The sequence below is a fragment of the Paenibacillus residui genome (genome assembly GCF_042677205.1).
GTDB lineage: Bacteria > Bacillota > Bacilli > Paenibacillales > NBRC-103111 > Paenibacillus_L > Paenibacillus_L residui.
Window position 1 is genome coordinate 1 of record NZ_JBHTIU010000108.1, and the last position, 15,017, is coordinate 15,017.

Genomic DNA, 15,017 nt, shown 5'->3' on the forward strand with positions numbered 1-15,017 from the left:
ATCGTCTCATGCTGGTCGCCTCCCTAAGAAATACAATAATATATTGTAGGGTAGGACTCCAGTTTCATTAGGGGGCCGTGGAGAAAATACAGCTAGTTTGTGTAAAAAAGGCGTTATCACCGAAAATCCTCAATTTAAATGTAGTTTTTCCCTTTACTTTTTCCTTGAATCTACCTACATATTTTCCATTTACTTTAATCGTTTCCACCATTCGCTTGAATTTACCTATATAAAATACTTGAGTCTTGCGAATCGCGGTACTTTACGCCTTAAAAGGGCAGACCTGTAGCGTGAACGGTAAAGTAACGGTTTAGGCTGAGAGTCTGAGATGACGCAAAATGTCGAGAAGCGGTTTCTTTTCCAGGGCTTGTTGGTAAACATATACGACAATTTGCCCAAAGAACTCTTCTCGGATGCGACGTACCACATCGCCAAGCGTCACATCAGTACCGCCATTCATCCACTCCTGCCGTTGAAACTCCAGGAAGTTCTGCGTCAGGAACTGAATGGCCCAAAATCGCTGAATACCGCGAAACGAAAGCAATTGATATTGGTCAAAGCCCAGCAATTCCTTGAAATAACGATAACCCGTCTCGATGTTCCAGCGTACGTGATAGTAACGTTGAATGGTAACGAGATCCAACGTCGGATCCGTACACAGAAGACAAACCTGCGGTTTGCTCGATGCGGTGTATTCGTCTTTCCAAGAAAGCAGCAGCCTGACATTCTCGATTTCGCTGACCGGCCCCTCATAAGCATAAACCCAGTACACACCCTGACCGTCCACCGTAACGGAGCGGAGATCGGATTTGCGAATATACTGCTCGGCGAAATCGTTAATCTTGATGGTCATGCCAGATGGACAGATGAGTCGGTTCGTCCTGATGGCGGCAATGACATGAAACCCTTTGCGATTACAGGCGTTGACGACTTTCCCGCTGGTATACCAACTATCCATCAGCGCATAAACGCGCTCGTTATCGTTTGCCGGAAAAGCTTCGATCATTTCGACGGCCAAATCGTTCTTGCTCTTGAACGCGATCCGTTGGGATTCACAATATTCGCTCGGGTAGTAAGGGCGAAAATCGAAGGCGTAAGATTGACCGTCGCTGACGACATGAGTAGTAACGAGATTGTGACACCAGACGGATTTGCCTTCTTCATGCGAATACTGGAAGCTGAGCGCCTCCATTTTCTGTGTCGTCCGGTCTTTCTTACAACAGGTGTCATCTACGATCAGGAACACGATTCTTCGGGAATCGCCACCGTTAAGGTGCGATTTCCGAATGCGGTTCATGATCGCCTGAATTCGCCTGCGCTGCATGCGATTCATACACCATGGCGAATGATTCAAAAAATTCGTGAGACAGCTTAAATGATGGTGGTCTTTAGCAGCGTGCTGAATCTGCGTGATATTTTTACGTCCGGCACAGAGAATGATGCCATGGACCAAAGTGAACAAATGATTCAACTGTGGTTTGGAAAATTCCAATTTCAGTGCCAAAATGAACTTGACGATCGGCAGATAGAGGGATACCATGAGAATGGGACATCTCCTTTTATTGGAAATTGTGTTTGTGGTGAACAACAATTTCTCGATTCATGGACGATGTCCTTCTTCTATTCTGTTATTCGACAAAGGTTCTAAATTTCCGATCTTTTGGCACGTTAATCGACGGCGATATTTTTGCAAGACTCAAGTAAAATACAGTTAAATCCTCGTTACTGCGAGTAGACCAGTCAAATCAAACCTTTTCGCTCTGCGAAAGTTAAGTCTTAAGTTCCAGGCTCCCCGCAAAGTACCTGGAATACACTCCGAAGGTTATGCTTCACTTCGCGGGATTTTAATTTGTACGTCCACGTACGGCACGTGTGAAGCGCTCCAGCCCCTCCAGCAGCAGAGAGCGGGGGCAGGCGATATTGACGCGCAGATAGCCCTCGCCTTCCGCACCGAATCCGGAGCCTTCGCTGAAGGCTACCCGGGCTTGCCGGAACATAAGATCCTTCAATACAGAGGCTTGCGGCGAGATGTTCCGGCAGTCCAGCCAGACGAGGTAGGTTCCTTCGGGACGATAGGCTTTAATTTCGGGGAGCTCCTTCTCTACATACCTGAGAACCGTCTCCACGTTTTCTGCCAAATACTCCAGAAGCTGATCGAGCCAGGCTTCGCCGTAGTTGTAGCAGCATTCGACGGCCGCAACGGCGAAATAATTTTCCGATTGGAGGGCCAGCGATCTTTGCTTGCGCTTAAATAGTCTGCGCCATTCCGGATTCGGAATAATCGCGCTGGAGGATTGTAACCCGGCAATGTTGAAGGTCTTGCTGGGGGCGATACAGGTCACGGATTGCTGCGCAAACGCCTCGGAAAGCGAGGCAAAAGGAGTATGGCGGTGTCCGCGATAAATAATGTCGCCATGGACTTCATCAGACAATACGATAACATTGTATTTCAGACATAGCTGCCCTAAGGTGTGAAGCTCCTCCTTGGTCCAGACGCGGCCGACCGGATTGTGCGGGTTGCACAGAAGCAGCATTTTGACCTGTTCCTCCGCCATCTGGCGCTCCATAAGCTCGAAATCCATCTTGTAGCTTCCGTCTTCAATCTTCAGCGGATTGCGGACGATGACGCGGTCATTCAGCGTAATAATATCGTAGAACGGGGGATAGATCGGCACCTGAAGCATAATGCGGTCCCCGGGCCGGGTCAGGACTTCAATCAGCATGCCAAGCGATGTCACTACTCCCGGGCTGCTGCAGATCCAGTCCTGCTTCAGGCTCCAGCCGTGGCGCCGCTGCTGCCAGCCGATAATTGCATCGTAGTAAGATTGAGGACGGATGGTATAGCCATAGACGCCGTGCTCCGCCCTGCGGATCAGAGCCTCTTTAACCTCCGGCGGGGATTCGAAATCCATGTCGGCCACCCACATCGGAAGGATGTCCGGATATCCGAACAGCTTCTCCGCCTCGTCCCATTTGCTGCAAGCCGTACCGATCCGGTTAATCACTTGATCGAAATTGTATTTCACCATGCTCGTCCTCCTTGTTTTTCAGTGGGTCAATTATATTTGATATAAATATTCCAAATAAACGATTGAAATATCGATTTTTCCAGAAAACACTCGATGGTGATTCATTGAATATTATAAAGGAACGAATCCTTTATTCAAAGGGATTGTTCCAAAGCTATCAGAGGATGGAAATATATGTTTGGTAATCATGTACAAATATAGATATGATGGAAAATTGGAGTTATATATATTGTACATATGGAGAGAGACAATGCATGAGAAAATGGATCTTGTTTTGCATGATCATGTGGGGCAGTCTGGCCATTCTGACCGGCTGTGCGAAAGGGCCGTCCCTTCAAGGAACACAGGCATCGACAGGTGTTGAGAGCCAAACCGGATCGGGCTCCCTTGCCCAAGAAGGGGATGAGGACCAAGCCCGCCGGATTCCTGCGCAAATTGTTCGGGTAGTGGACGGGGATACCGTAGAAGTCAGTATTGACGGCAAGCAGGAGAAGGTTCGTCTCTTGCTGGTCGATACGCCGGAAACCGTTCATCCGAACAAACCGGTCGAGCCTTTCGGTCCCGAAGCGTCCCAGTTTGCCAAAGATACGCTGACGGATAAGGAAGTTCAGTTGGAAATGGACGTATCGGAAAGGGATAAATACGGCAGGCTGCTTGCTTATCTGTGGGTGGACGATCAAATGTTTAATGAAATGCTGCTTGAGAAAGGGCTGGCCCGTGTCGCTTACGTCTATCCGCCTAATGTGAAGCATGTCGACCGGTTCAGAGAAATTCAAAAGCAGGCTCAGGAGAAGGGCATCGGCATCTGGTCTATTGAAAATTATGCCCTGGAAGACGGGTTTAATCAGAAGGCTGCTGCCAAGGCGGAGCAGGGCGAGGCCGACGGTCAGGGCACAGCCGGGAAATCCCCCGAGCCATCCCCATCCGCTAAACCGCCTAAATCCTCAGATCAGACCAAAGCTGAGGAGCCAGTCAAGGAAGAAGAGTCTTCTTCCGCTGTCGCCGCCGGGGAGCCGGCTGCGGCCTGTGAAGAGCCGACCATTAAAGGTAACCATAGCTCCTCAGGAGATTGGATCTATCATGTTCCGGGCGGCCAATTTTACGAAAAGACCAAGGCGGAGGAAATGTTTTGTACGGAAGAAGAGGCTGTCGCCGCCGGATATCGAAAATCAAAAAGATGACGAGCAAGCACATTCGCTTGCTCGTTAATTCTTGTCGGCCCCGGCGGCAAGCTCGGTAAGCTTATCCCTCAGCTTGCTCTCAAATTGTTCATCGATGTCTAATTGATCGGTGGCCACGCCGGCAAGCAGGGGATGATTGCCTACCAGCACCGAGCGGGCCGCCTGACGGAACAACGGAAGATCGTTCGTATCGTTGCCGAAGCAAACGGTGCTGCCGGACGACAGGCCGAAAGCTGCGACGGCATTCCACTTGTCTACGCCGCAATTGGTAATATCGAGCACTTCTTCTAACGAATGATTGTGAAGGTTAATGTCCAGAGCCTTCACTTCTTCTTTCAGCCGCTGCGGATCGGCGCTTTCCGTAACCAATATTTTGACCGGCTGCCGGACCTCATCCAGGCGAATGCGGTTTGCTTGCTTCAGAGGATCGACCCTGGACAAGAAGGAATGATCCTCCGCTCCTTTATAAGCATAATCCCATTCGGTGTCGATCAAGTAGGAGGCCTGGAAGCGATCCAGCAATTGAGTGATGCGCTGAAAGAGCGGACCGGGAATAGGACAAGCCCGGATCAGCTTGCCTTCGTAATAAGTGACGGCCCCGTTTCCTCCGATCAGCAGGTGATGATGAAACCTTTCGTCGAGAACCGGAAGAATATCGCGGCTGTGCCGGGCAGAGGCAAAGGCAATGAAGTGACCTTGTCGTTCCAGCTCGCAGAGGGCATCCAGAATACCGCGTGACACAGGCTTTCCATGGAAGCAGATGGTACCATCTATATCGAATACAAAATTCATGGCAGTTTAGTCTCCCTTTCAATAATATCCTCACGAATGACGGCAATGGCTCTTTAAGGGAGGCTTCCGCTTGCAATTCGCAAGACTTGGTTTGTAACGACCTCCCTAGGCGCAGGTATAAAATTTAGTAATCAACTACGTATAAGCAGTGTGCCGTCATGTGAAGAGCGGCTAAGGAAATCATAGCCTGTCATGCGAGAAGTTGAAAAGGGACAGTTTCATCCGGGCTCACCGGGACAAGGCTTTTAAGAAAACCAAGCTTTTGCCAGCCTTTGGATCCCGTCTTTAATCTGTTTTTCCTCCATGGCCCCATATCCAAGGAGTACGGTGGGGTACGAGGCAGGATCCCGGAACCAGTACCGGGAGGTTTCGTAAACTCTGATCCCGGCCCGCAATGCCGTGTCGATCAGCTCTTCTTCCGAACGTTCCGTCCTGACGGTCAGAAAAAGATGCAGCCCGGAATCCTTTCCTCTCATGACGACATGATGGCCCATATATTCGGTGACGGCCTGGAAGAACAGTTCTCTCTTGCGGGCATAGTTCTTCCTCATTCTCTGCACGTGCCGGAACCAATATCCGGTTTGCAGAAATTGGCCGAAGGTTAACTGATCGATAACCGAAACCGGCTGATCATATTCCGGCATCCGTTCTTTAAAAACGGGTACCAGGGAAGGCGGAAGCACCATGTAACCGAGATTAAAGACGGGAAGCAGCGCTTTGGAAATCGAGCCGAGATAAAGAACTTTGCCCGTAGAATCCAAGCTGTGGATGGAAGGGATAGGGTGTTCGTCATATTTGAATTCCCACTCGTAATCATCCTCGATCAGATAGCTCGCTTTCTGCAGCCACTGGACGAGCTCCCTTCTCTTGGACAGAGGCATAACCATCTTATGGATAAACTGTTGGGAAGGGCTGACATAGGCAATATTGGCCGAGCTGCTGCGGAGGTCCTCCATCTCCATCCCATTGTCCGTGAGAGGGATCCCTTTGACGGTAAATCCATAGTTGATAAAAGTATTGCGGGAGCCGTCATATCCCGGATTTTCTACCGCTATTATCGAAGTGTCCCGGTTCAGAATTTGGCAGATCAGCGTCACCAGCTGCTGCGGTGTCGCACCGATAACGATTTGCTCCGGCGTGGCGGCGATTCCTCTGGAGGAATGCAGAAGATGGAGGATTTCCTGCCTTAACACAGCTTCACCCTGGGAGTCGCCCACTACGCTGTATTCGTCCATGCAGCCGTGGATAAGCTCATTGCGGAGCCTGTTCCAGTTGGCGAAAGGGAAGTCGCTCAGCTTGCAGTTCCCGTATCGGAAGTCGTAGACGATCGGATGCGCAGAATCCCACTGAGCAATCTCCGGAAGAGCAGAGGGAGCGGCCGTCAAGCTTCTTTCCAACACCTTATAACCTTTGCGGGGAATGTTGTCCACGTAACCTTCGGACTGGAGAAGCTGGTAGGCGACCTCTACCGTATTTTTGCTAACCCCCAGCGATTTCGCGCATTTTCTGATGGAAGGTAGCAGAACCCCCGGAGCGAGATGGCCCTCGTCTATCTCCGTCTTAAAATAGTCGTAGATTTGGTAAAATAGTGGTCCGTTCTCTGACTGCAAGTGGATAGCATGATCGGTCACCGCTCTCACCTCGATAAACTTTTAAATAGATTCAGTGTATTGTATTATATTATCAAATATAATAATATTACTATATACGATAATAAAATTGGATGTCTGGAAATTCACGCCACTTGCCTTGAAATAGAGCGATATCAATTTTGATAATAGTCGTGGAGCCAATTCATTTCCCGTACAAGCACCGCGCGCGATGGGAGATGATATGGTATGCTCCATTATATATTATATAATAACAGGTTGCCGGTCGGACTGACGGATGCTATCCTCAGTATGACCGTTTGATGAGAGAGAGGGAACAGGAATTATGGCGGAAAACAAAGCGGAGGTCGTTCTCCATCCGATCCGTATGAGAATTATTCAGTGCCTGGCCGATGGAGAGCAGTTAACCGCCCAACAATTAAACGAGAGAATGCCGGACGTGCCTCCGGCTACCCTATACCGGCATCTCAAGAAGCTGCAGGAGGCGGAATTGCTGGTCATTGCGGAAGAACGCCCCAATCGCGGCACATTGGAGAGAGTCTACATGCTTCCGGAGCATGCGGAAGGCATGTCGGTGGAAGAACTGAAGCAAGCCGGTCCGGAGGATCATTTGTCCTATTTTATTAATTTTATGGCCCAAATTATCGGGGATTACGCACGCTATGTACGCCATCCGTCCTTCGATCTGTTTCAAGATGGCGTCATTTACAGACAGATGCCGCTCTATTTATCCGACCAGGAGAATCTGGAATTGCTTCACAGAATTCGGGAGCTGATGCTTCAGGCGGCAGAGAATGAGCCGACGCCGGAGCGGCGTCAACGGTTGGTGACAACGATCGTCTTTCCGGAGCCGGGTCCGGACGCGGAAGGCAGTGAATAGCTGGTCCGGACATTTATCGTTTTGGAAAATCTATAATTTTTACACGAAATTTATAAATTTTCCCAGTAGAATGCGCAAGCCTCACTCCAATATAATTGGAATAAGCAAGTTCCCGTATATTGGATGAGGATGTTGTTTAGTTTGGAATGGAAGCGTTACCAATATCCTTTATCGAGGAACGAGGCTGAGGATATGTTTACTAGAAGACGCCTTTTTACAAGCATCGGCAACAAGATGTTTCTGATCGCTTTCCTGTCGGTGCTGTCCGGTTTAATCATGATCGGGGTGTTTGCCTACTCTACGGTTTATGTATTGATAAAGGAAAATCAGGAGAAATCGCTGCAGTCTTCAGTCGTGCATGTAGAAGACTATTTGAAATGGTACATGTTGAATATCCAGTCCCAACTGCTTTACTTTTCCAATGTCGATATTTTTGAGTCACTGAGCCGTGAAAATTACATGCTATTGATGAATAATTTCATCACCTTGTATTCCAACGATATTAATGCGGCTTATGTTATTGAGCAGGGGGAGCTGCTGGTGATATCGCCGGAGCTGTATAAACATTCCGTTTCGCATCAGTGGCTGGAGGAGGTTGACAAGCAGGCGTCACAGTGGGGCTTCTGGTGGAGTGATCCTTTCGACTCCGGATTCGGCCGGGCGGTGACGGTAGCCAAATCTTTCCGCTCCTCCGACAAAACGAGAACGATAACGGTTGCCCTGGAACTGAATGTGGAATCGTTCGCCAGCTTGGGGGAATCCCGGCCTACGGACAAAACGATTTATATTTTCTCCAGAAGCGGGAAGTTTGTCGCCTCCAACACTCCTATAGACCATTACTCGCAAAAACTGCAGCGGGACGAGATGGTGCGGATTCTGGGGGAAACACTGATTGAAAAAGGGAAGGACTTTAATACGATCCATACACCGCAGGGCGATTTCAAAATTTTAAGAAGCGACAACAACCGATGGGATTGGATCGTGTTCTCGGTCGTTAACGAAGCCAAGGCCTATCCGCTGTTAACTTCATTGCAAAAACAGTTTTTGCTCATTTTGCTTATTTGGATCACCATCTCGCTTATCATATCTTATCGCTTGGCCGCCTATATCAAGAAGCCGATCCGAACGATCATCCGCCAGATGAATGCCGGTTCACTGGGCCGATTGGATACGCGCATCGAAATCAAGCGCAATGACGAATTTGGCTTGATTGCCACGCATTTTAACAAAATGATGCTGAACCTGAACGACCTGTTCAACAATTTGAAAGAGGCCGAAGAAAGAAAACGGGTGCAGGAAATGAAAGTACTGCAGTCGCAAATCCAGCCTCATTTTTTGTACAACACCTTAAACGCGTTCTACTGGCTGAGCGAAACCGAGCGTTCCCGCGAGATCGGACCTTTGATTCAGGCATTAATGGGCTTGTTGAAATATTCCATCGATAAGGTAGGGGATGTCGTCCCTCTGGAGGAGGAGGTCAGGCAGCTGCATAATTATGCGGAGCTGATGAAGCTTCGGTACGGTCCTGTATTTGATCTGGACATCGTCATTCCGGATTCCATTGCGGCTCAAGCGACGATCCCGAAGCTAACCTTGATCACTCTGGTAGAGAACAGCATTTTCTATGGGCTGAGCAAGCCGAATCACCGCAACCATATCATTATTTCTTCGGCGGAATCGGATGCGGGCCAATTGCTTCTGGAAGTGAGCGATACCGGCCCGGGAATGAAAGAGGATGCCATCAGGGATTTGTTCAAGAAGCAGGAGACCCGCTCGACCTTCAAAGGGCTGAACAATCTGGGCATTCGCAATATCCAGGAGAGAATTCAGCTGTATTACGGGTACGAATACGGGTTGAGCATTGAAAATGATGAGGAGGAAGGGCTGCTGGTCAAAATTCGGCTGCCGTTTCCGAGCATAAGCTGATCTTGCGACAGAACATCAGCCAAGTCGAAAAGATGTGGACATCGCATTCAGGGGGGCCTTCTATGGAAAAGCTGAAAACGATGGTCGTGGACGACGAGCATTTTGTCAGAGAGCATTTTGAACGGAGAATTCCTTGGGAGGATGCCGGCTTTATCTGGTTGGGAGCGGCCCAGAACGGGCGGGAAGCCATCGAGATGATGGAGCGGGAGCTTCCTCACATCGTATTGACAGATATAACGATGCCGGTCATGGACGGACTGGAATTTGCGAAGTATGTCCGGGACCGATGGCCGAAGGTGAAGGTCATATTCTTAACCGCGCACGATGAATTTGCCTATGCTCAGAAGGCATTGGTGCTCGGAGCCAAAAATTATTTGCTCAAGATGGGACTGTCTAAAGAAGAGATTCTTCAAGCCTGTACTCAAGTCGCGGAAGAAATCAAGCAGGAACGGGACCAGGAGGAGCATATTCACTTCCTTAAAGCAGAGTATAGCGAAAAGGAGTGGTCCGCCAGACGGCAACTGGTTCAACGTCTGCTGGAGGGAAGTGCGGCCGGCAGCGAGCTCCTGCGTCATCTTAACGGGGCCATCGCTTTAAACGGCCGATACTATGCCGTTCTGTCCTTCGGCTGGGACGGCTATTCCGTAAGTGCGGAACAGGCCTGCGAGGCACATACGCTTGAAGAAACGCTGGATCAAAGGCAAAAGCAGACCGGCCAGGCGATCGAGCAATGGGAAGGGATGTCCGGGGAACCGGATATTCAGGCCGCCGTCTTTCCGTATAAACGCTGCCAATTGTTTATCATGCTTACTTGTCCCGTTCACCGGGGCTATGCCTTTTTCCAATGCAAGCTTAATGAGTTCGTTCATAACCGGCTGTCCCTGTTCAAGCAAAGATTAGGCACAGACTGCTTTGTATACGTCGGCCCGATAACAACCGAACCGGAGCAGTTTTCGAAGTTGGTCAGAGAGGCACTGGCCCGGATTCAGGAACATTTCTATACCGGTCTGAGCGTCATGTCGGGTCCGGACACAGGTTCCTTCTATGAACCGGGGAAGGTGGGGCGGCTTGAAATCATTGCCGAACTGACCCGCTCCCTGCATGCCCGCAACTGGCAGACATTCGCCGAGCATGTGCAGCAGTTAACACAACTGCGCAATCCGCCCTATTCGCCGAATTTTCTGTTAGGTGTAGCGGAAGCGGTTCTCGATACCGTCATGGAAGGCAGCGAAGCGGACATGCATGATTTGAAGCTGCAGTTGGAATTGATTGTTTCCTGGGAGCAGTACGGCTGGTGGTGGCAGCAAGTTAAGGAGCGGCTGGCGGTCATCTACGGGCTGCAGGGGGAGAACCGGAAGGTGCGCAGGGAAATCCAGGCCATCTGCCAGATGGTATCGGAACAATATGGCAAGAACTGGAGTATGGCTGATTTGGCCAAGGCCGTCAATCTCAACCCGGCTTATGTCGGACAGCTTTTTAAACAGGAGACGGGCGAATATTTGACCGACTACATCAGCCGGGTGCGGCTGCATAAGGCTAAGGAACTGCTGGAGCGGACCGACATGAAAATTTACGAGGTGGCCCAGACGGTAGGCATAACGGATTACCGGTATTTTTGTAAAATGTTCAAAAACATGGTCGGAGTGACGCCAACCGAATATAAGAAGTCCATTTAGCTTCGTGGCTGAATGACGCTTGAGGGGAGAATCCTAAGATTGCTTGGGGTTCTCCCATTTTTTCTGCCTCCATTGTCCGCTGCATGGCTGTCCCTGTTTACTTAGCTTCCAAGCGGTATCCTGATCGTTTCTTTGAGCATTCTCGGAGTAGACAAAGCGGCGACAGATTGCTCAGTCTTATATATATAATTTTTACACAGGTTATAAAATTTTTCCCGTAGAGGAGGGTGGAGTCACGAAGCTATAATTAAGTCAGACCAAAATTGTAAGCGCTTTACAAAGAGAAAGTGGGAGTGAGAGAATGGCGGATATTACTTTGGAAAAAGACCTGGCGCCAGCTTCGAACAAGAAAAAGACGTGGCGGACGAGATTCGTCCGAACCATCAAAGAATACAAGTGGATGTATTTGATGCTGATTCCCGGCATGCTTTACTACCTATGCTTTAAATATTTGCCCATGTTCGGCCTGATCATAGCATTCAAGGATTACAACATCATGAAGGGTGTGTTTGACAGTCCATGGGTGGGCTTCAAGCATTTCGAGGAGATTTTCCAAAGCGCAGATTTCTATCTTCTGCTTCGCAACACGTTGGTGATCAGCGTATTCAAAATTATATTGGGCATGGTCCCCGACATAATGCTTGCTCTTATTTTAAATGAAATCGGTTCCAGGTGGTTCAAGCGGACCATTCAGACCATCTCATATATGCCTCACTTTTTATCCTGGGTTATCATTTATGGGCTTGCGTTAGCGTTTCTGGCTCCGGCGGATGGCTTGATTAACGAGTTTCTGAAATTTCTAGGCAAAGAACCGGTCGATTTCCTCACCTCCAAGAGCTGGTTCCGGCCCATTCTGTATATTACCGAGATATGGAAAGAAGTCGGCTTCGGGGCGATTATTTACCTGGCGTCGCTATCCTCCATCGATCCGAGTCTGTATGAAGCGGCGGTAGTTGATGGAGCGGGCCGCTGGCGCAAGATATGGCACGTCACCCTGCCGGGAATCCGAAGCGTCATCGTACTTCTTTTGATTATTCGACTGGGAGGCATTCTGGACGCCGGCTTCGGCCAGATCTACATCTTCCTGAACGCGAGAGTTTACGAGGTAGGGGATATTATCGACACCTGGGTTTTCCGACGGGGGCTGGAGGAGATGCAGTTCAGCTTCGCGGCTGCGGTCGGGTTCTTCAAATCATTCGTAGGCCTTATACTGGTGCTCAGCGCCAATAAAATTGCCAAGAAGTTCGGCGATTCCGGCATTTGGTAGGAGGGAAGCTTCATGAACACACAGATCAAAACAACGGGAGACCGGCTAATCGACGCTTTGTTCTACACCATCCTGACCTTGATCGGCTTGGCGACTCTGTTTCCGATGTATTATGTCGTCATCATGTCCATTACACCGCTCAAGGAGACGATTCGCAACGGAGGCTTCGTTCTCTTCCCGTCGGAAGTGACGTTCAGCGCCTATCGTGCCATATTCGAGAGTCCGAGATTGCCGCAATCGCTGAAAATAACGACTTTGATTACGGTCCTCGGGACCTTTCTTAACCTGGTTTTTACCTTGCTTCTGGCCTATCCGCTGTCACGCAAGCAGATGCCCGGGCGCAAGCTGTGCCTGTTCCTGATCGTATTTACGATGGTTTTTAACGGAGGGCTGATCCCGAATTATCTGGTGGTTAAGGAATTCGGTTTGCTAGACTCTATCTGGGCGCTCATCATTCCCAGCCTGATAGCGACCTTCAACCTGCTGATTGCCAAGACATTCTTCGAGAATATGTCGATTGAAATTCAGGAGGCGGCCAAGATCGATGGCTGCAACGATTTGCAGACGCTGTTCTGGGTCGTACTGCCGCTGTCCAAGGCCATCATTGCGACGATTGGATTGTTCTATGCGGTAGCCCACTGGAACGAATTTTTCGCAGGGATCATGTTCATTACGAACGATAAGCTGTATCCTCTTCAGGTCATCTTGCGGGATATGCTGCAGCAGCCCAATATGAGCGTGGAAATGATGAGCCAGGTTCAGGGCTTGGAGGCCGAGCTTCCTCCATTCTCCATTCGGATGGCTATGGTCGTAGCTACGACGTTGCCTATATTATTTGTTTATCCGTTTGTCCAGAAGTATTTCACGAAGGGGGTTATGCTGGGAGCGATCAAAGGTTGATGAAGGCTAACTACGATATGCAATAGCTAAAAAGCCATTTTACAAAAACATGGAAAGGGGAAGTCCAATGCGCATTAAACCAATAGCAGGAGGATCTTTATCCATTATTATGGGGGCTATGCTTGTGCTTACCGGGTGCGGCAAGTCGGAACCGGCACCGGCGGCCAACCCGTCACCGGATGCCTCTGCATCCACACAGCCTTCGGAGGCACCCAAGACGGATGATATGGGGAAAAAGTATGATATTGAGTTTTTTGTCCCAACCGGTACGGGAGGGTCGCTTCCAAGTGAAGATAAAGATTTCGTCAAGAAAACGATCGATGAGAAATTTAATGTCAATCTGAAAATCACCCATATGGCGGCCGGACCGGACTCGACCAATAAAGTCAATGTAAGGTTCGCCTCCAATACTCCGCCGGATTTGGCAGTCGTCGGCGGGAGGGATTCCCAAACCTACGCCAAAGACGGTCTGGTGGCCGATCTGCGCCCATTCATGACTAAAGAGGCGATGCCCAATTACTATAAATGGATTAGCGATAACGAATTCAAAGGCTATTATACGATTGAAGGGGTAGACGACGGCCTGCGGGCGCCGACTCCATTTGATCTTACAGCGTACAGCGCTTGGTATATTCGTAAGGATTGGCTGGATAAATTAGGCCTTCCGGTGCCGACCAATTATGAAGAAATGCTGGAAGCGATGCGGCAATTTACTTTTAACGATCCCGACGGGAACGGCAAAAATGACACCTACGGCTTCACCACTTCCGGCAATGGGGCCAATGTCGGATTCGATTGGCCTCATTGGGTCAAGAACGGCTTCTACGCCTCCATGTATATTGACGAAGGAAAGCTGGTGGACGCCGGTTCCCACCCGGATACGGTCAAGGTACTGCAGGAAATCAAAGATACTATTGCGGAAGGTATTGTCGATCCCAACTGGTTCTTGAATAAGGGGTCGGAGCATCTCAATAAGATCATCGAAGGCAAGGCGGGAATCGTTAAAGCCGGTGGCCGCGATTTTGCGCTGGAGAGTGTGGAGACGAGCGCGGTGAGCCGGGCAAGACAAATCAATCCGGAAGCGGATATCGTTCCGTTCAATCCTTTCCCTGATGCCAAAGGGATCAAGACGGATCCGCAAGGCTCCTTCGGCTTTGTTGTTCCCAAGCAGCTGGCCGAGCAAGAACCGGATAAGGTGAAAAGAATGATGGCCATCCTGGATTATCTGGCCAGTCCGGAAGGTTTCCTGCTGACGCATTACGGCCTGGAGAACGAGTCCTATACGAGAGAAGGCAACAAGGTCACGTTAAAACCGGACGTCATCCAAAAAATCAACGAAGAGAACGGTAAATTCCTGCAAATTTACGATTTCTTCACCCGGGTTTCCGATACTAGTCCAATCGGACTGGAAATCATCAATCCGAAAGAAACGGAACGGGACCGCGCTATCGTGGAAGAATTGCTCAGCTATAAATCGGTTCCTTACACTGGAGGACCTTATGTGACACCGCCGGCCGGCATCAATATTGCCGATTACCGGAAGGAAATGAACTCGACTCATGCGAAAATCGTCTTCGGCGATCTGCCGGCCGACAAGTGGCCCGAGTATTTGGAGGAGCTGATGACCAAGCATAAGGGAAGAGAAATTTTCGAAAACTACACGAAACAAATTCGCGAAGGCGGCGGGTTTGACGCTGTGAAATAACCCGAATAACGTTTTTATGAGTTCTCAGCATCGGGCTAAATGAGCATTCCC

General features: G+C 49.5%; 11 protein-coding genes. 7 read left to right on the forward strand and 4 right to left on the reverse strand.

The window, feature by feature from the left end; genetic code table 11:
* Positions 1–310: 310 nt before the first annotated feature.
* Positions 311–1,540, reverse strand: a complete 1,230-nt coding sequence (locus ACFQ03_RS25035; RefSeq protein WP_379291748.1) for an IS701 family transposase — start codon at positions 1,538–1,540, stop codon at positions 311–313.
* 304 nt (positions 1,541–1,844) lie between these two features.
* Entirely contained in the window at positions 1,845–3,029 is a 1,185-nt protein-coding gene (locus tag ACFQ03_RS25040) for a MalY/PatB family protein (protein WP_313960585.1), read from the reverse strand.
* 254 nt (positions 3,030–3,283) lie between these two features.
* Here ACFQ03_RS25040 and ACFQ03_RS25045 point away from each other — a divergent pair, with 254 nt between their 5' ends.
* Complete coding sequence (locus ACFQ03_RS25045; protein ID WP_379291750.1) at positions 3,284–4,210, forward strand: thermonuclease family protein; 927 nt, start codon at positions 3,284–3,286, stop codon at positions 4,208–4,210.
* A 24-nt stretch (positions 4,211–4,234) separates the two neighbouring features.
* Here the strand turns inward: ACFQ03_RS25045 and ACFQ03_RS25050 are convergent, their stop codons facing one another.
* Positions 4,235–5,002: an HAD-IIB family hydrolase gene (locus tag ACFQ03_RS25050; RefSeq protein ID WP_379291752.1), complete on the reverse strand. Its 768-nt coding sequence runs from the start codon at positions 5,000–5,002 to the stop codon at positions 4,235–4,237.
* Positions 5,003–5,247: 245 nt separating this feature from the next.
* On the reverse strand, positions 5,248–6,633 hold the full coding sequence (gene pdxR, locus ACFQ03_RS25055) for a MocR-like pyridoxine biosynthesis transcription factor PdxR (protein ID WP_379291754.1): 1,386 nt from the start codon (positions 6,631–6,633) through the stop codon (positions 5,248–5,250).
* 304 nt (positions 6,634–6,937) lie between these two features.
* On the opposite strand from pdxR, the gene ACFQ03_RS25060 reads away from it, so the two are divergent.
* The 6 genes from ACFQ03_RS25060 (at position 6,938) to ACFQ03_RS25085 (ending at position 14,966) form a co-directional block, all read left to right on the forward strand.
* Complete coding sequence (locus tag ACFQ03_RS25060; protein ID WP_144937433.1) at positions 6,938–7,492, forward strand: helix-turn-helix domain-containing protein; 555 nt, start codon at positions 6,938–6,940, stop codon at positions 7,490–7,492.
* Positions 7,493–7,684: 192 nt separating this feature from the next.
* Positions 7,685–9,418 carry a sensor histidine kinase gene (locus ACFQ03_RS25065; protein ID WP_379291756.1) on the forward strand — a complete coding sequence of 578 codons (1,734 nt, stop codon included), beginning with the start codon at positions 7,685–7,687 and terminating at the stop codon, positions 9,416–9,418.
* 62 nt (positions 9,419–9,480) lie between these two features.
* Positions 9,481–11,094: a response regulator transcription factor gene (locus ACFQ03_RS25070; protein ID WP_186328354.1), complete on the forward strand. Its 1,614-nt coding sequence runs from the start codon at positions 9,481–9,483 to the stop codon at positions 11,092–11,094.
* A gap of 301 nt (positions 11,095–11,395) precedes the next feature.
* Complete coding sequence (locus tag ACFQ03_RS25075; RefSeq protein ID WP_379291758.1) at positions 11,396–12,361, forward strand: ABC transporter permease; 966 nt, start codon at positions 11,396–11,398, stop codon at positions 12,359–12,361.
* Between the two features lie 12 nt (positions 12,362–12,373).
* Positions 12,374–13,261, forward strand: coding sequence for a carbohydrate ABC transporter permease (locus ACFQ03_RS25080; RefSeq protein ID WP_144937375.1), 888 nt, complete (start codon positions 12,374–12,376; stop codon positions 13,259–13,261).
* A 67-nt stretch (positions 13,262–13,328) separates the two neighbouring features.
* Entirely contained in the window at positions 13,329–14,966 is a 1,638-nt protein-coding gene (locus tag ACFQ03_RS25085) for an extracellular solute-binding protein (protein ID WP_186328352.1), read from the forward strand.
* Positions 14,967–15,017: the final 51 nt, after the last annotated feature.